25 protein-coding genes and 1 other RNA gene are annotated in these 23,770 nt (G+C 63.4%); 22 read left to right on the top strand and 4 right to left on the bottom strand.

The features are described from left to right. Positions 1-60: 60 nt before the first annotated feature. Together QUH67_RS27935 and ssrA are read right to left on the bottom strand one after the other, a co-directional pair. A complete protein-coding gene (locus QUH67_RS27935; RefSeq protein WP_300942678.1) occupies positions 61-579 on the bottom strand; it encodes an SspB family protein in 519 nt (172 codons plus the stop codon). A 143-nt stretch (positions 580-722) separates the two neighbouring features. Continuing rightward, positions 723-1,080: a transfer-messenger RNA gene (gene ssrA, locus QUH67_RS27930) on the bottom strand. Between the two features lie 73 nt (positions 1,081-1,153). Between ssrA and QUH67_RS27925 the strand changes: the two genes are divergently transcribed. The 12 genes from QUH67_RS27925 (at position 1,154) to QUH67_RS27870 (ending at position 11,703) form a co-directional block, all read left to right on the top strand. Next, the gene (locus QUH67_RS27925; protein ID WP_300942677.1) at positions 1,154-1,765 is read left to right on the top strand and encodes a chromate transporter; all 612 of its coding nucleotides are present in this window, start codon (positions 1,154-1,156) and stop codon (positions 1,763-1,765) included. After that, positions 1,762-2,295, top strand: a complete 534-nt coding sequence (locus QUH67_RS27920; protein ID WP_300942676.1) for a chromate transporter — start codon at positions 1,762-1,764, stop codon at positions 2,293-2,295. The genes QUH67_RS27925 and QUH67_RS27920 overlap by 4 nt, the downstream gene beginning before the upstream one ends. A 76-nt stretch (positions 2,296-2,371) precedes the next feature. Next, positions 2,372-2,872 (top strand): tripartite tricarboxylate transporter TctB family protein, encoded by a 501-nt coding sequence (locus QUH67_RS27915; protein ID WP_300942675.1) that lies wholly within the window; start codon positions 2,372-2,374, stop codon positions 2,870-2,872. A gap of 7 nt (positions 2,873-2,879) precedes the next feature. After that, a complete protein-coding gene (locus tag QUH67_RS27910) occupies positions 2,880-4,397 on the top strand; it encodes a tripartite tricarboxylate transporter permease (RefSeq protein WP_300942674.1) in 1,518 nt (505 codons plus the stop codon). 121 nt (positions 4,398-4,518) lie between these two features. Then, positions 4,519-5,502, top strand: coding sequence for a tripartite tricarboxylate transporter substrate binding protein BugD (locus QUH67_RS27905; RefSeq protein WP_300942673.1), 984 nt, complete (start codon positions 4,519-4,521; stop codon positions 5,500-5,502). Between the two features lie 176 nt (positions 5,503-5,678). Beyond that, positions 5,679-6,473 carry a thymidylate synthase gene (locus QUH67_RS27900; protein ID WP_300942671.1) on the top strand — a complete coding sequence of 265 codons (795 nt, stop codon included), beginning with the start codon at positions 5,679-5,681 and terminating at the stop codon, positions 6,471-6,473. A 22-nt stretch (positions 6,474-6,495) separates the two neighbouring features. Next, the gene (locus tag QUH67_RS27895) at positions 6,496-6,981 is read left to right on the top strand and encodes a GNAT family N-acetyltransferase (protein WP_300942670.1); all 486 of its coding nucleotides are present in this window, start codon (positions 6,496-6,498) and stop codon (positions 6,979-6,981) included. Beyond that, the gene (locus QUH67_RS27890) at positions 6,981-7,493 is read left to right on the top strand and encodes a dihydrofolate reductase (protein WP_300948199.1); all 513 of its coding nucleotides are present in this window, start codon (positions 6,981-6,983) and stop codon (positions 7,491-7,493) included. Before QUH67_RS27895 ends, QUH67_RS27890 begins: the two co-directional genes overlap by 1 nt. Positions 7,494-7,660: 167 nt before the next feature. Then, positions 7,661-8,800, top strand: a complete 1,140-nt coding sequence (gene hflK, locus QUH67_RS27885; RefSeq protein WP_300942668.1) for an FtsH protease activity modulator HflK — start codon at positions 7,661-7,663, stop codon at positions 8,798-8,800. Then, positions 8,797-9,696, top strand: a complete 900-nt coding sequence (gene hflC / locus QUH67_RS27880) for a protease modulator HflC (RefSeq protein WP_300942666.1) — start codon at positions 8,797-8,799, stop codon at positions 9,694-9,696. Before hflK ends, hflC begins: the two co-directional genes overlap by 4 nt. Before the next feature lie 92 nt (positions 9,697-9,788). Then, the gene (locus QUH67_RS27875; RefSeq protein ID WP_300942664.1) at positions 9,789-9,989 is read left to right on the top strand and encodes a DUF2065 domain-containing protein; all 201 of its coding nucleotides are present in this window, start codon (positions 9,789-9,791) and stop codon (positions 9,987-9,989) included. 202 nt (positions 9,990-10,191) lie between these two features. Continuing rightward, positions 10,192-11,703, top strand: coding sequence for a Do family serine endopeptidase (locus QUH67_RS27870; protein ID WP_300942663.1), 1,512 nt, complete (start codon positions 10,192-10,194; stop codon positions 11,701-11,703). 171 nt (positions 11,704-11,874) lie between these two features. Here QUH67_RS27870 and serB read toward each other — a convergent pair whose 3' ends face one another. Continuing rightward, on the bottom strand, positions 11,875-12,780 hold the full coding sequence (gene serB / locus QUH67_RS27865) for a phosphoserine phosphatase SerB (RefSeq protein WP_300942661.1): 906 nt from the start codon (positions 12,778-12,780) through the stop codon (positions 11,875-11,877). Here serB and miaA point away from each other — a divergent pair. The 9 genes from miaA to ilvC all read left to right on the top strand — a co-directional run bounded on the left by miaA (position 12,779) and on the right by ilvC (position 20,934). Beyond that, complete coding sequence (gene miaA, locus QUH67_RS27860) at positions 12,779-13,696, top strand: tRNA (adenosine(37)-N6)-dimethylallyltransferase MiaA (protein ID WP_300942659.1); 918 nt, start codon at positions 12,779-12,781, stop codon at positions 13,694-13,696. The two genes, serB and miaA, sit on opposite strands and share 2 nt — an antisense overlap. Positions 13,697-13,747: 51 nt before the next feature. After that, complete coding sequence (locus QUH67_RS27855; protein ID WP_407080362.1) at positions 13,748-14,050, top strand: type II toxin-antitoxin system HigB family toxin; 303 nt, start codon at positions 13,748-13,750, stop codon at positions 14,048-14,050. After that, positions 14,050-14,433: a helix-turn-helix domain-containing protein gene (locus QUH67_RS27850; protein ID WP_300942658.1), complete on the top strand. Its 384-nt coding sequence runs from the start codon at positions 14,050-14,052 to the stop codon at positions 14,431-14,433. Before QUH67_RS27855 ends, QUH67_RS27850 begins: the two co-directional genes overlap by 1 nt. A 356-nt stretch (positions 14,434-14,789) precedes the next feature. Continuing rightward, positions 14,790-16,565 (top strand): acetolactate synthase 3 large subunit, encoded by a 1,776-nt coding sequence (locus tag QUH67_RS27845; protein WP_300942657.1) that lies wholly within the window; start codon positions 14,790-14,792, stop codon positions 16,563-16,565. 179 nt (positions 16,566-16,744) lie between these two features. Further along, entirely contained in the window at positions 16,745-17,731 is a 987-nt protein-coding gene (locus tag QUH67_RS27840; protein ID WP_300942655.1) for a threonine dehydratase, read from the top strand. A 25-nt stretch (positions 17,732-17,756) separates the two neighbouring features. After that, entirely contained in the window at positions 17,757-18,299 is a 543-nt protein-coding gene (gene ilvN, locus QUH67_RS27835; protein WP_300942653.1) for an acetolactate synthase small subunit, read from the top strand. A gap of 3 nt (positions 18,300-18,302) precedes the next feature. After that, on the top strand, positions 18,303-18,998 hold the full coding sequence (locus QUH67_RS27830; RefSeq protein ID WP_300942651.1) for a class I SAM-dependent methyltransferase: 696 nt from the start codon (positions 18,303-18,305) through the stop codon (positions 18,996-18,998). A 168-nt stretch (positions 18,999-19,166) separates the two neighbouring features. Next, entirely contained in the window at positions 19,167-19,769 is a 603-nt protein-coding gene (locus tag QUH67_RS27825; protein ID WP_300942650.1) for a LysE family translocator, read from the top strand. 145 nt (positions 19,770-19,914) lie between these two features. Next, a complete protein-coding gene (gene ilvC, locus QUH67_RS27820) occupies positions 19,915-20,934 on the top strand; it encodes a ketol-acid reductoisomerase (RefSeq protein ID WP_300942648.1) in 1,020 nt (339 codons plus the stop codon). A 442-nt stretch (positions 20,935-21,376) separates the two neighbouring features. Here ilvC and QUH67_RS27815 read toward each other — a convergent pair whose 3' ends face one another. Continuing rightward, positions 21,377-22,462 (bottom strand): DUF2336 domain-containing protein, encoded by a 1,086-nt coding sequence (locus tag QUH67_RS27815; RefSeq protein ID WP_300942647.1) that lies wholly within the window; start codon positions 22,460-22,462, stop codon positions 21,377-21,379. Between the two features lie 456 nt (positions 22,463-22,918). Here QUH67_RS27815 and QUH67_RS27810 point away from each other — a divergent pair, with 456 nt between their 5' ends. Continuing rightward, on the top strand, positions 22,919-23,770 hold the full coding sequence (locus QUH67_RS27810) for an SDR family oxidoreductase (protein WP_300942646.1): 852 nt from the start codon (positions 22,919-22,921) through the stop codon (positions 23,768-23,770).

Raw genomic sequence — 23,770 nt, 5'->3', positions numbered from 1 at the left:
TTGCGCCATGAAAGGGCGCAACGTTAACACTACAGCGTCGACGATGGTCCAGCGTGCCGATTATTTCTTGCGGAAACGATCCAGCCGCACCACTTCCGCGCCTTCGCCCGTCTTCGCCGGCTCGTCGTCCTTGCTTTCCGCCGCGGGCTCCGCCGCGACGACGGGCAGGGGAGGTGATGCGGGAACTGTCGGCAGTTTGGCTGCAGGTGCCTCGGCCGTCGCCTCCGACGGCTCGAACTGCAGGCCGAACTGCACCGACGGATCGAGGAAGCTCTTGATCGCCGCAAACGGCACCACCAGCCGCTCCGGGATGCCGCCGAACGACAGGCCGACTTCGAAACGATCCTCCGTCACCACCAGATCCCAGAACTGATGCTGCAGGATGATCGTCATTTCCTCCGGATACTGCGCCAGCAGCCGCGGCGACAACTTCACGCCGTCGGCGGTTGACAGGAAAGTGATGAAGAAATGGTGCTCGCCCGGCAGGCCGTGTTCGGCGGCGTCGGTCAGCACGCGGCGCAGCACGCCGCGCAGCGCGTCGCGCGCCAGCACGTCATAACGGATATGATCGGTCGCCATGGTCGTCCTGTTACGTTGGATGGCCGCCGGTCGCCCGACTCGCCCCTTGACACATGCTACCCCGGCGGAGGCCGCAGGTCAGCAGGCGTGACTGTGCGAATTTGCGGCAGAACGGAGGCGGCGGCAGGTAGTAAAAAAGTTGAAGTGGAGGCTTCTGTTGCCAGGTGCCTCCGAACCCCGCCTGACGGAGCTTAACCCATCAGGACTTTAGACTTGGTCTTTCAAACTGCGTTACGCAGCCTGAGCAACCGGAGCATAGTTGTCGTTTGCAACTATTGCATAGCCCGATAACGGCGGAACCATACCGAGAAAAAACTCGCCCTTTACGCCCTCGTCGATCCTGGTTCGCCCCCGCCGAAACCCGCCTCGAGGGGGTGGGCTTGGGTGGAGGCGCCGGGTACTGCCCCCGGGTCCGAATGGTTTATTGCGACGGTCATTTATTTCCATATCCGGCGAACCGGCACCCCCAATATAGGGTGCAAATCTGTAGAAAAACAGGCCGAAGGTACCCAACGGACTGGACAATTCGTCGATTGGGTTGGCCTCCGACCTGCCGCCGTTCTAGATTCTGGGCATGCCCGAAAATTCCACGTCCGCAGGCGCTCCGGCGCCGGATCTTTCCCCGTTCCCGCCGCCAACCCCGCCCGGTCTGCTCGAACTGTTCGTCGCCTTCGCCAAAATGTCGCTGGCGGGTTTTGGCGGTGTTCTGGTCTGGGCCCGGCGCGGCATCGTCGACCAGCACCGCTGGATGACGGCGGACGAATTCAACGAGACTTTCGCGCTGTGCCATTTCCTGCCAGGCCCGAACATCGTCAATCTGTCCGTCGTCTTTGGCTCACGTTTCCGCGGCATTCCCGGCGGCATCGCGGCCTTTGCGGGATTGGTCTTTCCGCCAATGCTGATCGCGATCGTCCTTGCGGCGCTGTATGCCCGTTACGGCGAGATCGATGCGCTGCGGCGGATTCTGGCCGGCATATCCTGCGCGGCGGTCGGGCTGCTGATCGCGGTTGTCTTCAAAATGGCAATGCCGCTGGTCACGCGGCGCGATGCCACCGGGCTAATGATCCTGATCGCTGTGTTTTTTGCGATCGGAGTGCTGCGGCTGCCGCTGCAGATGGTGCTGCTGATAGCGATTCCGCTGAGCCTCGCCATTACCGTCCTGGTCCGGCGCCGGGGGAAAGCATGAACTCCGACGCCAATCCGGTCGCGACACTCTTTTGGAGTTTCGCATTGATGTCGCTTTTCGCGGTTGGTGGCGCGAATTCGGCTATTCCCGAAATGCATCGCGTTGCGGTAGACGTTCGGCACTGGATGAACGAGCGGCAATTTGCCGACATTTTTGCCATATCCCAGCTTTCGCCGGGACCGAACGTGCTGATTGTGACGCTGATCGGATATCACGTGGCGGGCATCGCGGGTGCCTTGGCCGCTACGGTTGCGATGTGCGGTCCGACGGCGGTGGTGGCCTATTATGTCAGCGGGCTTTTGGCCAGATCGAGCCATGCGCGCTGGCCCGCCATCATCCAGGCGGCACTCGTTCCGCTTTCGATCGGCCTGATGGGCGCCAGCGGCCTGATTTTGGCGCAAACTTCCGACCGTAGCTGGGTGGCCGCCTTGATCTCGGTTGCCGCGGCAGTACTGGCCTTTGCTACGCGGCTTAATCCGCTATGGATGTTGCTGGCTGGAGGCGCTTTGGGTTTTGCTGGCCTTATCTGACGAAAATCGCTAGCAAGGCCCCGGGCCAGCTCAAACAGCTATCCAGTTAGTGCAGAAGCTTTGGGGAGAGAGATCGATGAGTGATACGCCGAGCCATGGGCCGGTCAGTTCCGTCATGCCGAAATGGGTCCGTTGCCCGCAGGATTTTGTTGGCGGGATTGTCCTCATGGCGGTCGCAGCCTTCGCCCTGTGGGCGTCGAGCGACCTGCAGGGGATGCGCGGCTTCTCCTTTGGCGCCGGCACGGCGCCGCGCATGTTTGGGGTCTTGCTGCTGCTCCTTGGCGCAGGGATTGCTGTCATGGGTCTGATTTTCGAGGGGCCGCATGTCGCTAAGTATCATTGGCGGGGGCCGTTTTTCGTCTCACTTTCGATTCTGTGCTTTGCGGTCTCCATCCGCCCGATGGGCCTCGTCGTCTCGGCATTCGTGTCCTTCATGGTCGCGGGAATGGGAACGCCGGAGACGCGCTGGAAGGAGACCATCATCGTCGGAATCTGCCTGACGATCGGCTGCAGCCTGCTTTTCCCCTATGCGCTCGGGCTGCCGCTGCAGCTCTTTCCACGTTTCCTGATTCAGTGAGGGCGTAATGGCCGATCTGTTTTCCAACCTCGCCCTCGGTTTCGGCGTTGCTTTCACCCCTATCAACCTCATGCTGTGCCTGATCGGCGCGCTCGTCGGCACGCTGGTCGGCGTGCTTCCGGGCATCGGCACCATCGCCACGGTGGCGATGCTGCTGCCGATCACGTTCGGCCTGCCGCCGGTCGGCGCGCTGATCATGCTCGCCGGCATCTATTACGGCGCGCAGTATGGCGGTTCGACCACCTCGATCCTGGTCAACATTCCCGGCGAGGCCGGGTCGGTGGTGACCGCGCTCGACGGCTTCCAGATGGCGAAGCAGGGCCGCGCCGGTCCGGCGCTGGCGATCGCCGCGATCGGATCGTTCTTCGCCGGTTGCGTCGCGACCGTTCTGATCGCCGTGTTGGGCGCGCCGCTCACCAAGCTCGCGCTGGCGTTCGGCCCAGCCGAATATTTCTCGCTGATGGTGCTCGGCCTGATCTTCGCGGTGGTGCTCGCCAAGGGATCGGTGCTGAAGGCGATCGCCATGATCGTGTTCGGACTGCTGCTCTCGATGGTCGGCTCGGACATCGAAACCGGCGCCTCACGCATGGCCTTCAACATTCCGGAACTCGCCGACGGTCTCGGCTTCGCGACGGTGGCGATGGGCCTGTTCGGCTTTGCCGAAATCATCCGCAACCTCGATGCCGGCAGCGAAAGCGATCGCGAACTGGTCCAGCAGAAAGTCACGGGACTGATGCCGACGGCCAAGGATCTCAAGGATTCGGCGCCGGCCATCCTGCGCGGCACCGTGCTCGGGTCGATTCTCGGCATTCTGCCGGGCGGTGGCGCGGTGATCGCGTCGTTCGCGGCCTACACGCTCGAGAAGAAGATCTCTAAGCATCCGGAGCGGTTCGGCCACGGCGTGATCGAAGGCGTTGCGGCGCCCGAGAGCGCCAACAATGCCGCGGCGCAGACCTCGTTCATTCCGCTGCTGACGCTCGGCATTCCGCCGAACGCGGTGATGGCGCTGATGGTCGGCGCCATGACGATTCACGGCATCGTTCCGGGTCCGCAGGTGATGCAGAAGCAGCCGGAACTGGTGTGGGGCATGATCGCCTCGATGTGGCTCGGCAACCTGATGCTGCTGATCATAAACCTGCCGCTGGTCGGCATCTGGGTGCGGCTGCTTCGGGTGCCGTACCGCCTGATGTTTCCGTGCATCGTGATCTTCTGCGCCATCGGCATCTATTCGGTGAACAACGCGCCTACCGACGTCATCCTCGCGGGCGTGTTCGGACTGGTCGGCTACTGGCTGATCAAGCACGATTTCGAGCCGGCGCCGCTGCTGCTCGGCATGGTGCTCGGGCCGTTGATGGAAGAGAACCTGCGACGCGCGCTGCTGATCTCGCGCGGCGACTGGTCAGTATTCCTGACCCGTCCGTTGTCGGCGGTGCTGATTGCGATCGCCGCCGGCCTGCTCGTGCTGGCGGTCTTGCCGACCCTCCGAAAGAAGCGCGACGAGGTGTTCGTCGAATCCGAGAATTAACCTTTAAACCTGCGGCGGTGCGCCGCAGGTTGCAACCTGTTTGACTTCGCGCCAACTGATATGACATGCAGATGCCGGCTTGGGAGAGCCGGCATTTGTTTAAGGGTTGAAGGAACTCGACATGAACTTCTATGGACGCTCGCTTGTGAGCGGCTGCCTGGCTGCACTTGCCGGGTTCGCATCGCTGACGGCTCAGGCGCAGGCTCAATCCTATCCGACGCGCAGCATCACGATGATCGTGCCGTTCGCGGCCGGCGGACCAACTGATGTCATCGCGCGCATCGTCACCGGCCATATGGCGCAAACGCTGGGGCAGACCATCATCATCGAGAACGTGGTGGGCGCCGGCGGCACCACCGCCACCACGCGTGCCTCGCGCGCCGCCAATGACGGCTATACGCTGATTACGGGGCATATGGGCACGCATGCGGCCTCGGTGCCGCTTTATCCCAATCTCGCCTACCACCCCGAGAAGAGCTTTGAGCCGGTCGGGCTGCTGGCCGGCACGCCGATCCTGATCCTGGCGCGCAAGGATTTCCCACCGAAGGACCTCAAGGAATTCGTCGCCTACGTGAAGGCGAACGAAACCAAGGTCAACGCAGCGCATGCCGGCGTCGGCTCGGTCTCGAACGTGTCGTGCGAACTGCTGAACTCGGTGCTGGGTGTCAAGCCGGTCGGTGTACCCTTCAACGGCACGGGTCCAGCAATGAACGCGCTGGTGGCGGGGCAGGTCGACTACATGTGCGACCAGATCGTCAACGCCGTGCCGCAGGTCAACGGCGGTACGATCAAGGCCTATGCGGTGGCGACTGCCGAGCGCAACCCGTCCTTGCCGAATGTTCCCACCACCACGGAAGCGGGCCTGCCGGCGTTCCAGGCCCAGGCCTGGAATGCGATCTTCGCGCCGAAGGGCACGCCGCCGGAAGTCGTCGCCAAGCTGAACGAGGCGGTCGTCAAGGCGCTCGATGACGAGGCGGTGCGCAAGCGACTGCTCGAGCTCGGCAGCGTCATCCCGGCCGGTGCCGATCGCACCCCGGCGGCGCTGGGCAAGCTCGTGAACAGCGAAATCGCAAAGTGGACGCCGGTGCTCAAGCCGGTCAACTAATCCACAAAATCAAGACGATAGGTCGGGGGCGGGACGCAAGTTCCGCCCCTTGTCGTTTGCGCGGGGGATGATCATTTTTCCGGGTATAATCGACGGCGGGAAGTCGAATCGGCGTGTCGATCGGCTATTCCGGCCGCTAAATTCGCCGCTTCGACAAAGGGCCCGAAACGTCAGCCATGAACCAGTATCACGACCTGCTTGAACGGATTCTCGCCGACGGTGCGGAGAAGCACGACCGCACCGGCACCGGCACGCTGTCGATCTTCGGGCACCAGATGCGGTTCAACCTGTCGGCAGGGTTTCCGATGTTGACCACCAAGCGGTTGCCGCTGAAGGCGATCGTGCACGAATTGCTGTGGTTCCTCGCCGGCGACACCAACATCAAATACCTCAAGGACAATGGCGTTTCGATCTGGGATGAGTGGGCCGATGCCAATGGCGATCTCGGCCCGGTCTATGGCTCGCAATGGCGCTCATGGCCGGCGCCGGACGGTCGCAGCATCGACCAGATTTCCAACGTCATCGACATGATCAGGCGTAACCCGGATTCGCGGCGGCTGATCGTCAGTGCATGGAATCCGGCCGACGTCGACAAGATGGCGCTGCCGCCGTGCCACTGCCTGTTCCAGTTCTATGTCGCCAACGGCAAGCTGTCGTGCCAGCTCTATCAGCGTTCCGCCGACGTGTTCCTCGGCGTGCCTTTCAACATCGCCTCCTATTCGCTGCTGACCATGATGGTGGCGCAGGTGACGGGCTTGAAGGCGGGCGACTTCGTACACTCGTTGGGCGACACGCATCTCTACGTCAACCATCTGGAGCAGGCCCGGCTGCAACTGACGCGGCCGACGCGCCAATTGCCGGTCATGAAGATCAATCCGGACGTGAAGGATATCTTCGCCTTCCGTTATGAGGACTTTTCGCTCGAGGGCTACGATCCGCATCCGCACATCAAGGCCGAAGTCGCCGTATGAGCAGCAGCGGTATGAGCGCCTGATGTCTCTCAACATCCGCCGGGCGCGGCCGGGCGAGGCGGGACTCGTCCTGTCCTTTGTTCGCGAACTCGCCGAATACGAAAAGCTGCTTCATGAAATGGAGGCGACGGAGGCCGATATCGATGCGGCTCTGTTCGGCGACGATCCGCGATTGTTCTGTGAGATCGCCGAGTGGAACGGTGAGCCTGCCGGCTTCGCGGTCTGGTTCGTCAATTTCTCGACCTTCAGCGGCCGCTCCGGAATCTATCTGGAAGATCTGTTCGTGCGTCCCGCTCTGCGCGGCAAGGGCATCGGCAAGGCATTGCTGGTGAACCTCGCGCAGCAATGCCTGGAGAACGGCTGGTCGCGCTTGCAATGGTCGGTGCTCGACTGGAACGCGCCGTCGATCGCATTCTATAAATCGCTCGGCGCCGAACTGATGGGCGAGTGGACGATCTGCCGGGTCGGCGGTCCGGCGCTGACGGCTCTGGCACAGGGGACCCGGTGATGGAAATCGTTCTCATTGCTGCGGTCGCCGAGAACGGTGTGATCGGGGCGAACGGCGCCATGCCGTGGCGGCTGAAATCCGACCTGGCGCGATTAAAGGCGCTGACGTTGGGCAAGCCCGTGGTGATGGGACGCAAGACCCACGCATCGATCGGCAGGCCGCTTCCGGGGCGGACCAATATCGTCGTGACCCGCGATCCGGATTTTCGCGCGGGTGGCGTCGTGGTTACCCATTCCTTCCCCGATGCGAAGGCGATTGCGACCGGCGATGCGCTGCGGCGTTTCGCCACTGAGATCGCCGTGATCGGCGGCGCGGAAATCTATGCGCAGTCGATGGACAGCGCCGATCGTCTGGAAATTACCGAAGTGCACGCCCGCCCCGATGGCGACACGCGTTTCCCGGCCGTCGATCCGTCCGTATGGGAAGAGGTTGGGCGCGTGCGAAATCCGGCCGGTCTGCAGGACAGTGCCGATTTTTCCTATGTGACATATCGTCGGCGCAAGCCGCGTTAACCTCGCTAACCGATGTTTGCATTGACAATTATGGCCTCGATCATAGCTGCTTCGAGCCGGAAGCTTGCGTTGTAAGGGGGCTAGCGGTCCCCTATAAAGCCGGGCGGATATGCGAGGCCCAAGCCATCCCAACAGGTGGATCCGGCCCCCCGCAGAGGAGAGTTTATATGCCGTGGAAGAATCAAGGCGGAGGCCCCTGGGGCCAGGGTCCCAAGGGACCATGGGGAGGCGGTCCGCAGTCGGCCGGGCCAAGGCCCCCCGATCTCGAGGACCTTCTGCGGCGCGGCCAGGACAAGCTGCAGCAGCTTCTGCCGGGCGGTCATTTCAGCGGCATGGGCATCGCCCTGGTGCTGGTCGGCGCGCTGGCGATCTGGGGATTGTCCGGCTTCTTCCGCGTGCAGTCGGAAGAGCTCGGCGTCGTGTTGCGCTTCGGAAAGCACGTGCGCACCGTTGAGCCCGGCCTGAACTATCACCTGCCGTACCCGATCGAAACCGTGCTGCTGCCGAAGGCGCTGCGCGTCTCCACCCTCTCGATCGGCATGTCGCTGATCGACGATCCGGCGCGGCGCGGCCGCACCATGCGCGATGTGCCGGAGGAAAGCCTGATGCTGACCGGCGACGAAAACATCGTCGACGTCGACTTCACGGTGCTGTGGCGCATCAAGCCCAACGGCGTCGGCAATTTCCTGTTCAACATCCAGAACCCTGAAGGCACCGTGAAGGCGGTGGCCGAAAGCGCGATGCGCGAGGTGATCGGGCGTTCGCAGATCCAGCCGATCCTCACCGGCGCCCGCAATACGACGGAGCAGGCTGTCCAGGAACTGATGCAGAAGACGCTGGACACCTACGGCTCCGGCGTTCTGATCACTCAGGTGCAGATGCAGAAGGTCGATCCGCCGACGCAGGTCATCGACGCGTTCCGCGACGTGCAGGCCGCGCGCGCCGACTTCGAGCGGCTGCAGAACGAGGCGCAGAGCTATGCCAACCGTGTCGTTCCCGACGCGCGCGGCCGCGCCGCGCAGATCCTGCAGGTCGCAGAAGGTTACAAGGAACAGGCGGTCGCCGAGGCCAAGGGCCAAAGCTCGCGCTTCACGAAGGTCTACGACGAATACAAGAAGGCGCCCGACGTGACGCGGCAACGTATTTATCTCGAGACGATGGAAAAGATTCTCGGCGGCTCCGAGAAGCTGGTCTATGACGGCGGCGGTTCCGGACAGAGCGTGGTGCCGTATCTGCCGCTCAGCGAATTGACGCCGCGGCGTCCGCCGTCAACGGCTTCCCAGCAGCAGACCGGAGGTACGCGATGAGGTCTCCAGTCGCAGGTATTGTCACCCTGGTCTTGTTGCTCCTCGTGGTGGTCGTCGGCTACAGCTCGATCTTCACGGTGTCGCAGACCGAACAGGCGCTCGTGGTCCGGCTCGGTCGGCCGGTCGACGTCGTGTCGGAGCCCGGCCTCAAATTCAAGGCGCCGTTCATCGACACCGTCATCAGCATCGACAAGCGCATTCTCGACCTGGAGAATCCCTCGCAGGAAGTCATCGCTTCCGACCAGAAGCGGCTCGTCGTCGACGCCTTCGCCCGCTACCGGATCAAGAACCCGCTGCGCTTCTATCAGAGCATCGGCTCGATCCAGGCCGCCAACATCCAGCTCACCACACTGTTGAACGCGGCGCTGCGCCGCGTGCTCGGCGAGGTCACGTTCATCAACGTGGTGCGTGACGAACGCGAGGGCCTGATGACGCGGATCCGGGACCAGCTCGACCGCGAGGCCGATCAGTACGGCATCGAGGTGGTCGACGTGCGCATCCGCCGCGCCGATCTGCCGGAGCAGAACAGCTTGGCGGTCTACAAGCGGATGCAGACCGAGCGTGAGCGCGAGGCCCAGGAGTTCCGTGCCCAGGGCGGCCAGAAAGCGCAGGAGATTCGCTCCAAGGCCGACCGCGAAGCGGTCGTCATCGTCGCCGACGCGAACTCGACCGCTGAGCAGACCCGCGGCGTCGGCGACGCCGAACGCAACCGCCTGTTCGCCGAGGCCTATGGCAGGGACCCGGAGTTCTTCGCGTTCTACCGTTCGATGTCGGCCTACGAGACCGGGCTTCGTTCCAACGATACCCGTTTCCTGCTGCGGCCGGATTCCGAGTTCTTCCGCTTCTTTGCCAATCCGTCCGGTCGCCCGCCGGCGGCTGCGGTGCCGAAGCAATAGACGCCGGTCGGATACGCGTCACGGCGAAGCGGGACTCCGCTTCGCCGGCATAAAAAGCAAAAAACGCTTGAATAGCGGGGGATGGTCATCCGATGAGGTCCATAGCGTTCACCGACTTCCTCATCGGTGTAGGCATCCTCTTTGTGCTCGAAGGCCTGATGTTCGCCGCCAGCCCGGCCTGGATGCGCCGGGCCATGAAGAGCGCACTGGCAACTCCGGACAACATCCTGCGGATCGTCGGCATCGTCTCGGCGGTCGTGGGTCTGGTGCTGATATGGGTGGTGCGCCGGTAGTTTCCGCCACCGTCGTTGCGGCCCACATCTTCGATGCGCCCCATATTGTTGAATATCCACCGCAAGTAGCTGTGGCATCAACGCAATCGTGAGCCGCCCGGCGCCGGTTTTTCGCCGGAATATCCGGCACGGATGCTTGCGCCCCGGACCCGTTCGGGCGCAGTGTGGGGCCTCATCTGACCCCTTTTGGAGACAAGCCGACATGACAGGTGCCAGACCCGCCTTGAGCCGCCGCCTGCGCCTGATGGGGATTGCGATCTCGCTCACGGCCGCCAGCTTGATGGCCGCGGCGCCGGCCGGCGCGCGAGGGCCTGACGGCATCGCCGATATCGCCGAGAAGGTGATCGATTCCGTCGTCAACATCTCGACATCGCAGAGCGTGGAGGCCAAGGGCGGCGGCAGGGAGGCGGTACCGCAATTGCCGCCGGGCTCGCCGTTCGAGGAGTTCTTCGACGACTTCTTCAAGAACCGCCGCGGGGGTGGATCGCCCAAGGGCGGCGAGAAGAGCGGCGAGATGCAGCCGCCGCGCAAGACCAATTCGCTCGGCTCCGGCTTTATCATCGACGCCGCCGGCGTCGTCGTCACCAACAACCACGTCATCGCCGATGCCGACGAGATCAACATCATCATGAACGACGGCACCAAGATCAAGGCCGAACTGGTCGGGGTCGACAAGAAGACCGACATCGCGGTCTTGAAGTTCAAGCCGGTGAAGCCGGTCAACGCGGTGAAGTTCGGCGATTCCGACAAGCTGCGGCTCGGCGAATGGGTGATCGCAATTGGCAACCCGTTCAGCCTCGGCGGCTCGGTCACGGCCGGCATCGTCTCGGCGCGCAACCGCGATATCAGCCAGGGGCCGTACGACAGCTACATCCAGACCGACGCCTCCATCAATCGCGGCAACTCCGGCGGTCCTTTGTTCAACCTCGAAGGCGAAGTGGTCGGCGTCAACACGCTGATCATCTCGCCGACCGGCGGTTCGATCGGCCTCGGCTTCGCGGTGCCGTCGAAGACGGTGTCGCGCGTGGTCGATCAGCTCCAGCAGTTCGGCGAGTTGCGCCGTGGCTGGCTCGGCGTGCGAATCCAGCAGGTCACCGACGAGATCGCCGAGAGCCTCAACATCAAGCCCGCGCGCGGCGCGCTGGTGGCCGGCGTCGACGACAAGGGGCCGGCCAAGCCCGCCGGCATCGAGCCCGGCGACGTCGTCGTCAAGTTCGACGGCAAGGACGTCAAGGACCCGAAGGATCTGTCCCGCGTCGTCGCCGACACCGCGGTCGGCAAGGAAGTCGACGTGGTGATCATCCGCAAGGGCAAGGAGGAAAGCCGCAAGGTCACGCTCGGCCGCCTCGAGGATAATGAAAAGGTGCAGCAGGCCGCCGCCAAGACCAAGGAAGACCCGGTCGAAAAGCCGGTGACGCAAAAGGCGCTCGGGCTCGATCTCGCCGCGCTGAGCAAGGATCTGCGCACCAAGTACAAGATCAAGGAAAGCGTCAAGGGCGTGATCGTCACCGGTGTCGACGGCAATTCCGACGCCGCCGAGAAGAGGCTCTCCGCCGGCGACGTCATCGTCGAGGTGGCGCAGGAAGCCGTCACCAACGCGGCCGATATCAAGAAGCGTGTCGACCAGCTTAAGAAGGACGGCAAGAAGTCGGTCCTGCTGCTGGTCTCGAACGGCGAGGGCGAATTGCGTTTTGTCGCGCTGAGCGTGCAGTAGGACGCTGACGTCGAGTGATTTTGCTGGTGCTCCGATTGACAGTGTCGTCCCTGCGAACGCAGGGACCCAAACGCCGCGGCGCCAATTGTTTTGGACGGCGTCAACCGTCTTGCTTTTACCGATAGCACAACGCGGTATGGGTCCCTGCGTTCGCAGGGACGACGTAACGCGCTATCCCCCAACAAACTCCTCGCGCCGATATCCCTGCGCATACAGCAACGCCGTAAGGTCGCCGTAGTCGATCCGCGCCGCCGCTGCCGCCGCGACCGCAGGCTTGGCGTGATAGGCGACGCCGAGGCCTGCCGCCTGGATCATGCCGAGGTCGTTGGCGCCGTCGCCGGTCACCAGCGTGTCGATATCGTCGAGGTCGAAGCTTTCGGTGAGCTCGACCAGGGTGGAAAGTTTTGCGGCGCGGCCGACGATCGGCTCGATGACGTGGCCGGTCAATTTTCCGTTCTCGATCCCGAGCCGGTTGGCGCGGTTTTCCTGGAAGCCGATCATGGCGGCAACCGCGTTGGTGAACAGCGTGAAGCCGCCCGAGATCAGGCAGGTGTAGGCGCCGTTGGCGCGCATGGTCATCACCAACTCGCGGCCGCCCGGCGTCGGCGTAATGCGTTTTGCCAGGACCTCGTCAACCACGCCGACCGGCAAATCCTTCAACAGCGCGACGCGCTCGCGCAGTGCGGGCTCGAACTCGATTTCGCCGCGCATTGCGCGTTCGGTGATTCCGGCGACATGCGCCTTCAGCCCGGCGAAGTCCGCCAGTTCGTCGATGCATTCCTGGCCGATCATGGTGGAATCCATGTCCGCCAGAAAAAGCTTCTTGCGCCGCGTCGCGGCAGGCTGCACGACGATGTCGATCGGCAGGTCGCCGCGCGCCGCCTGGAGGCGGGATTCGATCGCCTTGATGTCTTCGGAGCTCTTGACCTGGGTGTCGAAGGGAATGTCGACCGCCACTTCGTCGAACAGCCATTGCGCCGTTCCGGGCGAGGGGAGAACGGCCAGCGCGCCTTCGACGATGGTGGTGTCGAGCGCCGGATTGGCCGGGTTGCAGATGAGGGTGGCGACGAGGGACATGCAGGCGAATTCGCTAGATTTGAGCAAGGCCGTGCTTATCGCAGGGCCGACCGCCAGCGGCAAGTCGGCGCTGGCGCTCGGACTGGCGCGAAGGGCCGGCGGGGTCGTCATCAACACCGATTCCATGCAGGTCTACCGCGATCTGCGCATCCTCACGGCGCGGCCGACAATGGAGGAGGAGGCGCGCGCGCCGCACCGGCTCTATGGCCATGTCGATGCATCGGTGAATTTCTCGGCCGGCGCCTGGGTGGCAGACGCCGAAAAAGTGCTGGCGGAGGCGCGCGCCGAGAAGCGTCTGCCGATCTTCACCGGCGGTTCCGGCCTCTACTTCAAGGCGTTGACGCGGGGTCTGTCCGCGGTGCCGCCGGTCCCGCCCGAGATCCGCGACGCGGTTCGCGCGCGGCTGGAACGCGACGGCGTCGAGGCGCTGCACGCCGAACTGGCGCGGCACGACCCCGTCTCGGCCGAACGCCTGAAGCCGCGCGACCGCACCCGGATCGCCCGTGCATTGGAAGTCGTCGAAGCCACCGGCCGTGCGCTGCCCGACTGGCATCGCGAGGGGCTGCCGCCGCTGCTGCCGCCGGGCGCGTTCACCGCGCTGTTTCTCGCGCCGGAGCGCGACCAGCTTTACGCGCGGATCGATGCACGGTTCGACGCGATGCTGACGGCCGGCGCGCTGGAAGAGGTCGAGCGGCTTGCCGCGCGAAAGCTCGATCCGCTGCTGCCGGCGATGAAGGCGCACGGCGTGCCCGCTTTGATCCGCCACCTCCGCGGCGAGATCACGCGCGAACAGGCCGCCGAAATCGGCCGCGCCGATACCCGTCACTACGCCAAGCGGCAGTTCACCTGGTTTCGGCATCAATTGCCGGAATTCGAGTGGGTGGCTCCGGAGGCGGCGAGGGCTTTCGTTGTTTGATCTGTTCCCATGGTGGGAATTTCTGATTGATCCCGTAGTGGGAACCATGCTATGGTTATGAATGTAATAGCTAGGAAGGCGCTTCAGACCTTCTGGAGGCGATATCCTCAAGCGGAGATGCCGCTTAGCACCTGGTATCTGATCGTTTCCAAAGGGGAGTGGGGCGGGCCTGCGGACCTCAAGAGGGCGTTTGGAAACAACGTGGACTTTCTCGGAGACAACCGCGCGATCTTCGATATTGGCGGCAACAAGTATCGCCTCGTCGTGCACTTTTCCTACAAGTTCAAAACCGCACTCATCAAGTTTGTCGGCACGCATGAAGAGTATGACCGCATAGACGCGGAGACGGTGTGATGATGGATGTAAGGCCTCTCCACAATGAACGGGATTATGACTGGGCGATCCGCGAAATATCCCGTTATTTCGACGCTGAACCCACGCCGGGCACCGCCGATGGCGATCGTTTCGAGGTTCTATCGACGCTGATCAAGGCGTATGAGGACGAGCACTTCGTGACAAAGCATGGCGATCCCGTCGACGTTCTGCATTTTGCGATTGAATCCATGGGACGCACGCAAGCTGAGTTGGCCGCTCTGATCGGTCGCAACCGCGCGTCCGAAATATTGAATCGGGTCCGCCCTCTCACCTTGGACATGATCCGCACCATTAGCCGGGAATGGAATCTTCCGATCGAGGCCTTGGCGTCCCGGTATGATCTAGCTCCGACCTACGCCTGATTTGCGGGTGAGCCGAAGGTGGTTCACGATCCACGCATGGCTCTGTTCACAAAATTCCCACTCGCCGAACGGCCGGAACGCCGCTAAGCTGTCAAAATCGCGCTAAAGGCGCCCTTCCCTTGACTTCCGGGGATCGGGCGGTATAACCGCGCAACCTTTGGGAAGTTCGAGCCGCAAAATGCGTAATATTATTACCAAACTTCTTATCGTAATCGTACCTTGGCGCACCGCCGGGGGTGGCTGAGGCCATCCCAAAACCGGGCGGTGTGCATGGGGCCTCTGGGGCCCTTTTTTTATTCCCTTCATACGACCGAAACCGAAGAAAGCCGCGTCGTCAGCGCATCCGGAGCAGACCAATGACCGATAAGAGCCACGATCCCAACCAGATGACCGGCGCTGCGATGATCGTGCGCGCGCTCATCGATCATGGCGTCCAGCATCTGTTCGGATATCCCGGCGGCGCGGTACTTCCGATCTATGACGAGATTTTCCAGCAGAGCGAGGTCGAGCACATCCTGGTGCGGCACGAGCAGGGCGCCGGCCACGCCGCCGAAGGCTATGCGCGCTCGACCGGCAAGCCCGGTGTCGTCCTGGTGACCTCGGGTCCCGGCGCCACTAATATGGTCACGCCGCTGACGGACGCGCTGATGGATTCCATCCCGCTGGTCTGCATCACCGGGCAGGTGCCGACGCATCTGATCGGCAACGACGCGTTCCAGGAATGCGACACCGTCGGCATCACGCGCCCCTGCACCAAGCACAACTGGCTGGTCCGCGACGTCAACGATCTGGCAAAAGTGCTGCACGAGGCGTTCTATGTCGCGACATCAGGCCGTCCGGGACCCGTGCTCGTCGACGTGCCGAAGGACGTGCAGTTCGCGGTCGGCACCTATCATCCGCCGCGCAAGTCCGACGTGCACGTCTCCTACACGCCGCGGGTGAAGGGCGACGCGACGCAGATCCGCAAGGCCGTGGCGCTGCTGGCGTCCGCCAAGCGGCCGGTGATCTATTCCGGCGGCGGCGTCATCAATGCCGGACCGGAAGCGTCAAAACTGTTGCGCGAACTGGTCGACGCCACCGGCTTTCCGATCACCTCGACCCTGATGGGCCTCGGCGCCTATCCGGCGAGCGGCAAGAACTGGCTCGGCATGCTGGGCATGCACGGCACCTACGAGGCCAACATGGCGATGCATGATTGCGACGTCATGCTATGCATCGGCGCGCGCTTCGACGACCGCATCACCGGGCGTGTCGACGCGTTCTCGCCGGGCTCGAAGAAGATCCATATCGACATCGATCCGTCCTCGATCAACAAGAACATCCGCGTCGACGTACCGATTATCGGCGACGCCGCCAACGTGATGGGCGACCTGCTGCAGGTGTTCAAGGCGGAAGCCAGGAAGCCCGACATCAAGGCATGGTGGCAGGCAATCGCCACATGGCGCGCGCGCAATTCGCTCGCCTACAAGAAGAACAACGATATCATCCTGCCGCAATACGCCATCGAGCGGCTGTTCGAGGCGACGCGCGGCCGCGACACCTACATCACGACCGAGGTCGGCCAGCACCAGATGTGGGCGGCGCAGTTTTATGGTTTCGAGGAGCCGCACCGCTGGATGACCTCGGGCGGTCTCGGCACCATGGGTTACGGCCTGCCGGCGGCGCTTGGCGTGCAGGTCGCCCATCCCGACAGCCTCGTGATCGACATCGCGGGCGACGCCTCGGTGCAGATGACGATGCAGGAGATGTCGACGGCGGTTCAGTACGAACTGCCGATCAAGATCTTCATCCTGAACAACCAGTACATGGGCATGGTGCGGCAGTGGCAGCAGCTGCTGCACGGCAACCGGCTGTCGCATTCCTACTCCGAAGCGCTGCCGGACTTCGTCAAGCTGGCGGATGCCTTCGGCTGCGTCGGCCTGCAGGCCCTCAAGCCGTCCGATCTCGATGGCGCGATCAAGGAAATGATCAGCGTCAAGCGTCCGGTGCTGTTCGACTGCCGCGTTGCCGCGCTGGAAAACTGCTTCCCGATGATTCCGTCGGGCAAGGCGCATAACGAAATGCTGCTGCCGGCGGAAGCGACGGACGAGGCCACCGCCGCCGCATTTGCCGGCGGCAAGGCGCTGGTGTGAGGGGCTTGGTGTGAGAACGCGGGCCATACAATCCGCCGTCATCGCCCGACTTGATCGGGCGATCCAGTACGCCGCGCCGGTTCGAGTGAGCTCAAGCGCCTCTGGAATACTGTATCCCCGCATGCGCGGGGATGACGCGCAGGGGCGTGGGGGCGACGAACGAGGGGGAGGACAGAGACGTGTTTGATCTCGCCGAACTCGAACGCGCACACGAAATTGTGGGGCGGGCGGTGCCGCCGACGCCGGCGCATGCGTGGCCGCTGCTGGCGCAGCGGCTCGGCACGTCCGTCGTGGTCAAGCACGAGAACCACACGCCGACCGGCGCCTTCAAGGTGCGCGGAGGGCTGGTTTATCTCGACCGGCTGAAGCGCGACGCGCCGAATACGCCCGGGGTCATTTCCGCCACGCGCGGCAATCACGGGCAGAGCCTTGCTTTCGCCGCCGGCCGCCACGGCGTTCCGGCCGTGATTTACGTGCCGCGCGGCAATTCAGTGGAGAAGAACCGCGCCATGCGCGCGTTCGGCGCCGAACTGGTCGAGCACGGCGAGGACTTTCAGGCGGCCGCCGAAGAAGCCGCGCGCCATGCCCAGTTCGCCGGCCTGCACATGGTGACGTCGTTTCACCCGGACCTCGTGCGCGGCGTCGCGACCTACGCGCTCGAATTGCTGCGCGCCGCGCCCGATCTCGACGTGCTCTATGTGCCGATCGGGCAGGGCTCGGGCATCTGCGGCTGCATCATGGCGCGCGACCTGCTCGGCCGCAAAACCGAAATCGTCGGCGTGCAGTCGACCGAGGCGCCGTCCTATGCGCTGTCGTTTGCCGCCGGTACGGTCGTGACCACGGAGACCAGCAACACCCTGGCCGACGGCATGGCCACCCGCGTTCCCGTACCCGAGGCGCTCGCGATCATTCGCAAGGGCGCCGCGCGAATCGTGCAGGTCACGGACGACGAGGTTGCCGCGGCCGTACGCGCCTACTGGACCGACACGCATAACCTCGCCGAAGGCGCCGGCGCAGCGCCGCTGGCCGCGGCGCTGCAGGAGAAGGCAAAGCTGGCGGGCAAGCGCGTCGGCTTGATTCTTTCCGGCGGCAATATCGATTTTGATCTGTTCCGGACATGGGTCGGAACGGACGCCACGGCGGCTGCCCAACCGGCGCTGACGTGACGCGAGGCCATTCAAGGGGACGACAATGAACCAGCCGGCATCCGCCTACTTCCTGGAAGAGCGCCACGAACCGACCGAGACGCACACGCTCTCGGTCCTGGTGCAGAACGAGCCCGGCGTGCTCGCGCGCGTGATCGGCCTGTTTTCGGGACGCGGCTACAACATCGACAGCCTCACCGTCTCGGAAACCGAGAGCCAGAAACACCTCTCGCGCATCACCATCGTCACCACGGGAACGCCGATGGTAATCGAGCAGATCAAACACCAGCTCGACCGCATGGTGCCGGTCTATCGCGTCGTCGACATGACGATCACCGGCCGCTCGATCGAGAGGGAACTCGCCATGGTGAAGGTGCGCGGCGGCGGCGACCACCGCGTCGAGGCGCTGCGGCTCGCGGATGCGTTCCGCGCCCGCGTGATCGACGCCACGACAGAGAGTTTTGTGTTCGAGATCACAGGCAACTCCGCGAAAATCAGTCAATTCATCGACCTGATGCGCCCGCTCGGCCTTGTCGAAGTGTCGCGCACCGGTGTCGCCGCGATCGGTCGTGGGCCAGAGGGGATGTGAAACATGCTGGCGCGGGACTGGTACTATACGCAAAGGAGGCGGCTTGGGCTCGATTCCGCGGTCGCCTCGATCTACGACCGGCATGACGACAGCGACGAGCGCGCGCGCGCCGCGCTGACCATGCTCGGCGTACAGAAGGGTTGGCGGCTGGCTGATATCGGTTGCGGCAACGGTGTGCTGGCCTGCGAGGCGGCGCTGATGGGCGCCGAGGTCGACGCCATCGACATTTCGCCGGCGATGCTGGCACTCGCCAAGATCCAGGCGCGCGACCGCAAGGTGGCGATCCGCACCCAGCCGGCGGGCATGCTGAGCTTCGCCTACCAGCCGAATTCCTACGACCTGATCGTCAGCGAATTCACGCTGCATCATCTGCCTGACTTCTGGAAGGCGGTGGCGCTGGCAAGGATCTATGCGGCGCTGAAGCCTGGCGCCAATTTCTATTTGCGCGATATCGTGTTCGTCAGCATGCCTGACGGCACCGAGCGCGACGTCGAACAGTGGGCCGATTTCGCCATCAAGAACCACGATTTCCAGCGCGAGGGCGTGGTGACCCATATGCGCGACGAATACTCGACCTTCGGCTGGGTGATCGAGCGCATGCTGACCGATGTCGGCTTCACGCTGCAATCGGTCGACTATCACGCGCCGCTGCACGGCACCTACCTCCTGCGTAAACCGAAGCCGGATCAACAGAGCTAAGAACATCCGCAGAGCCCGGAAACAAGAGAGCCAAGAATGAAACCGGCCATGTCAGCATCGCCGTGCTGGTGCGGTGATCACGGTCGTCGGCGGTATCTCCACCAGCCCCTGTCCAGGCGTTCTCGGCTCTCAGAAAAACAAGTTCTGCCAAAGATCGCGTGACGCCCCATGTCGCATTCGCTGCTGATCGCCTTCATCATGTTCGCCACGGTGATGTTCTTCACGCCGGGGCCGAACAACATCATGCTGCTGTCGTCGGGGCTGACCTACGGCTTCCGCCCCACCATCCCGCACATCATGGGGATCACGGTCGGCTTCGCCTTCATGATCGGCGCGGTCGGGCTCGGGCTGGGTACGATCTTCATCGCCTATCCGGTGCTGCAGACCATTCTGAAATATGCTGGCGTGGCCTACCTCGTCTATCTCGCCGCCCATATCGCGATGTCCGAGCCGCCGTCGGCTGATGAGGACAGTCGCGGCCGCCCGATGACCTTCTGGGGCGCGGCGATGTTCCAGTGGGTCAACGCCAAGGGCTGGGTGATGGTAATCGGCACCATCACCGCCTATACGGCGATCGCCGCCTATCCCTGGAATATCGCGATCCAGGTCGGCCTCAGCCTGCTTCTGGGAATTTTGTCCTGTACCGCCTGGGCCCTGTTCGGGTCCGCGCTGCGGCCGGTCCTGACCTCCCGGCGGGCAGTGCGGGCCTTCAACATCGTCATGGCGGTATTGCTGCTGGCTTCGCTCTATCCGGTCTTCATGGACACATGATGCTGCAGTGCGCCATGCATAAACGGGTTTCCTTTGACGTGGAAAATGCTCTAGACAACGCCGGAAATTCGCGGGCGGCCGGCGGTCCTATTCCCCAAATGCCTGATTAACCGGCCGTTTTGGCCATCGATTGAGGAAACCACCCATGCGTGTTTATTACGATCGCGACGCCGACCTGAACCTGATCAAGGGCAAGAAGGTCGTCATCGTCGGCTACGGCAGCCAGGGCCACGCCCATGCGCTGAACCTGAAGGATTCCGGCGTCAAGGACGTCGCCATTGCGCTGCGCAAGGGCTCGGCCTCGGCCACGAAGGCGGAAGCCGCCGGTTTCAAGGTGATGGAAGTCGCCGAGGCCGCCAAATGGGCCGACCTCGTCATGATGCTCACCCCCGACGAACTGCAGGGCGACATCTACCGCGAGCACTTGCATGACAACATGAAGAAGGGCGCGGCGCTGGTGTTCGCCCACGGCCTCAACGTCCATTTCAACCTGCTCGACCCGCGCGCCGACCTCGACGTGCTGATGATCGCGCCGAAAGGCCCCGGCCATACCGTCCGCTCGGAATACCAGCGCGGCGGCGGCGTGCCCTGCCTGATCGCCATCTCCAAGGACATTTCCGGCAACGCCCATGACCTCGGCCTCAGCTACGCTTCCGCCATCGGCGGCGGCCGGGCCGGCATCATCGAGACCTCGTTCAAGGAAGAATGCGAGACCGACCTGTTCGGCGAGCAGGTGGTGCTGTGCGGCGGCCTGGTCGAGCTGATCAAGGGCGGCTACGAGACGCTGGTCGAAGCCGGCTACGCCCCCGAGATGGCCTATTTCGAGTGCCTGCACGAGGTGAAGCTGATCGTCGACCTGATCTATGAAGGCGGCATCGCCAACATGAACTACTCGATCTCCAATACCGCCGAGTACGGCGAATACGTCACCGGCCCGCGCATCGTCACCGCGGAGACCAAGGCCGAGATGAAGCGCGTCCTCGCCGACATCCAGGGCGGCAAGTTCGCCCGCGACTGGATGCTGGAGAACAAGGTCAATCAGACCTCGTTCAAGGCGACGCGCGCCAAGCTCGCCGAGCACCCGATCGAGGAAGTCGGCGCCAAGCTGCGCGACATGATGCCCTGGATCAAGAAGGGCGCGCTGGTCGACAAGAGCAAGAACTGAGGGGCTGCCGGCCTCATCCTGAGAAGGCGCGTAAGCGCCGTCTCGAAGGATGAAGGCACCGGCGGGCTGATCGTGCCGTAGCACGAAATTTTAAGTCTTGATCGTCATCTTACGGCGAGATCGCGAACCGCGGTCTCGCCGTTTCCTTGAAGAATAGTTGGCTCAACCACATTCTTCAGTGCGCCGCGCCGAAGGGGCGAGCCGCTTCGAAACAAAGAACGGACGCTCAGCAAACATTCTTGTCGCGAAGCCGTTCAGGAGCTACCTCAGCGACAGAAAAGCGAGCGTTTACCGAGTCGAAGCGCGGTTGCTTCATCTTCATTCTCGTTCGGGAAACGGTTGGGCAGTCGCTCAGCAGCGCACCGACTGCTGGTCCAAGTGCTTTCCGGCATCTCATGTGCCGGATCAGCCGCATACCGGTCAAAGCAGCAAGACAGCGCCCCTACTTCTCGATCTTGTTGTGCAACTGCCAGAACCGCACGGTGCGCTGCGCCGTCTCCATCGACAGCTTGCGGTAGTCGCGCTCGGCGATCTGCAGGGTCTGCTCGTTGACCGAGGGCATGACCGGGCGGTTGCGCAGGATCGATTCCACCGTCGGCCAGTTCAGGCGGGCCGATCGGCAGGGAATCAGGAGAAGGTCGGCGCGGGGGCCTTCCATCAGGCGGGCCATCATTTCGATGGGCATCTCGTTGAGCACCGCGATCGCAACGGTGACTTCGTCGAACTTCTTCGATTCGGCGAAATTGTACACGGCCGCATCGTCCAGCTCGTTCAAACCCTTCATCAGTTTGACGATTTCCTCGGCGAGACCAAAACTCCGGCCTGCGGGTTGCGACTCGCGGGCGATCTCGTTGAGGACACGCTTGATCTCTTCCTGGACCTCTGGCGGTGCGATGGCCAGAAGCCGGGCGCGCACTGTTTCCTTGGCGCGGCGCAACAGGTCCGCCATGAACTTGGCCGGAAAATCGGCGCGGAGGCCGATAATTTCCGCCAGTTCGTCGTCCCGGCCGACACGGTTGACGATGGTGGAAAAGCCCTGGTCGGAAAACCTGGCGCCGGCGTTGTTGGCGAGCTTTCGGATCACCTTGTCTTCGCCGCGATCGACGATGACATCGGTTACCGCGGTCGGCAGGTCGGGCCGGCCGGAAATGGCGAGCAGGTGATCCTGCCCCTTGCTGCTGGCGATCTTGACCAGCACGTCGGTGCCGAGCCGGCTGGAATTGGCCAGCACGTTGCCGGCGACCTCGATTTCGTCGTCCCAGGCCAGATGCTGGATCACCTCGAACGGCGCGTAGTCGAGCGGCGCCAGCCGTTTCGAAAGCTCGGCCTTGGCCCGCGTTTCGACGCGCGCGATCAGGAGGCAAAGCACGTCGTCGAAGACCTTGACCTGGTCGTCGCTGAGGCGCGCGCCGTCATTGAGAAAGAGATCGGTGACCTGCCGCAGGGTTTCCACCCGCTTGGCAGACGAGCCTCCTCGGACGGCGTCTTCGAGTTCGGCGATGATCGAGTGAGCCGGCTGTTGCACCATTGTGGGCAGTCTTGTTCGTTGTTGAAGGGTCGGCGTGCACAATGACAAGCCGAGCCTTACACTCGCGTTAAGGGCGCGAGGCTGGTAGAAGTACAGCGCGGCTGCACTTGAAACGAGCAGTGCCTCGGTGGGGGCGCAGCGGCCGCTTGTTCGCCCGGGCCGGGCGCGCATCGAAAGCGCGGTGTTGCGAATTATTTACCAACGCGATTGGCGGCAAACGCTGCACTTTCGCCCGACAAATCGCCGAGGTCGTGCCCCTTCCGGCATGCGGCGCCGCTTTCGGTGCTGCAGTCCGGTGGCTATCGTCTCCGAACCTTCCCGGGTAAATGTGATTGGCAACTTGCCGGACAAGACGCCATGAAGACTTGCCGCGCCGGTGGGGACGCCCGCGCGGCCGCACGCTTAAGCATTCCTTCACGACGAACTTCATTAATCCTCTTAACAAGGGCTTGGGCCATGAGATCGGTTGTCATCACGGGAGCGTCCACCGGCATCGGCTGGGCCAGCGCCAGATTGTTGCTGGACCGCGGTTTCCGCGTGTTCGGCAGCGTCCGCAAGCAGGCCGACGCCGACCGCCTCAAGGGCGAGTTCGGGACGAACTTTACGCCATTGATCTTTGACGTCACGGACGAGGCCGCCGTGCTGGCTGCCGCGCGCGAGGTCCGCGCCGCCCTGACCGGCGAAACGCTTGCCGGACTGGTCAACAATGCCGGCATCGCGGTCTCGGGCCCCGTGCTCGAACTCGCCGCCGACGAATTCCGTCGCCAGATGGAGGTGAACTTCATCGGTCCGATCATCGCAAGCCAGGCCTTCGGGCCGCTGCTCGGCGCCGATCCGACCCTGAAAGGGCCGAAGGGCCGGATCGTCATGATCTCCTCGGTCTCCGGCAAGAACGGCAACCCGATGACGTCGGCCTATTCCGCCTCCAAGCATGCGCTCGAGGGACTGTCGGAAAGCCTGCGCCGTGAACTGATGCTGTTCGGAATCGATGTCGTCGTTATCGCGCCGGGCGCGGTGAAGACGCCGATCTGGGGCAAAGCGGAGGAGGTCGACATTTCCCCCTACAAGAACTCGCCCTATCTTCCGGCGCTGCAGAAGATCCGCGCCGTCATGCTGGCGCTCGGTGCGAACGGATTGCCGGCCGAGACGATCGCCGAGAAGGTGTTCGCGGCATTGACGCTGCCGAATCCCAAGGTGCGCTACACCCTGGTGCCGGATCCGATGCAGCAATTCATGGCGGCGGTGCTGCCCAAGCGCACCCTCGACAAGATCATCGCCAAGCGCCTCGGGCTTTTGCCGCAGGGATGA

The organism is Bradyrhizobium roseum (assembly GCF_030413175.1).
Classification (GTDB): domain Bacteria; phylum Pseudomonadota; class Alphaproteobacteria; order Rhizobiales; family Xanthobacteraceae; genus Bradyrhizobium; species Bradyrhizobium roseum.
The sequence above is the reverse complement of the archived record's forward strand: the minus strand, read 5'-3'. Positions and strand labels throughout refer to the sequence as shown.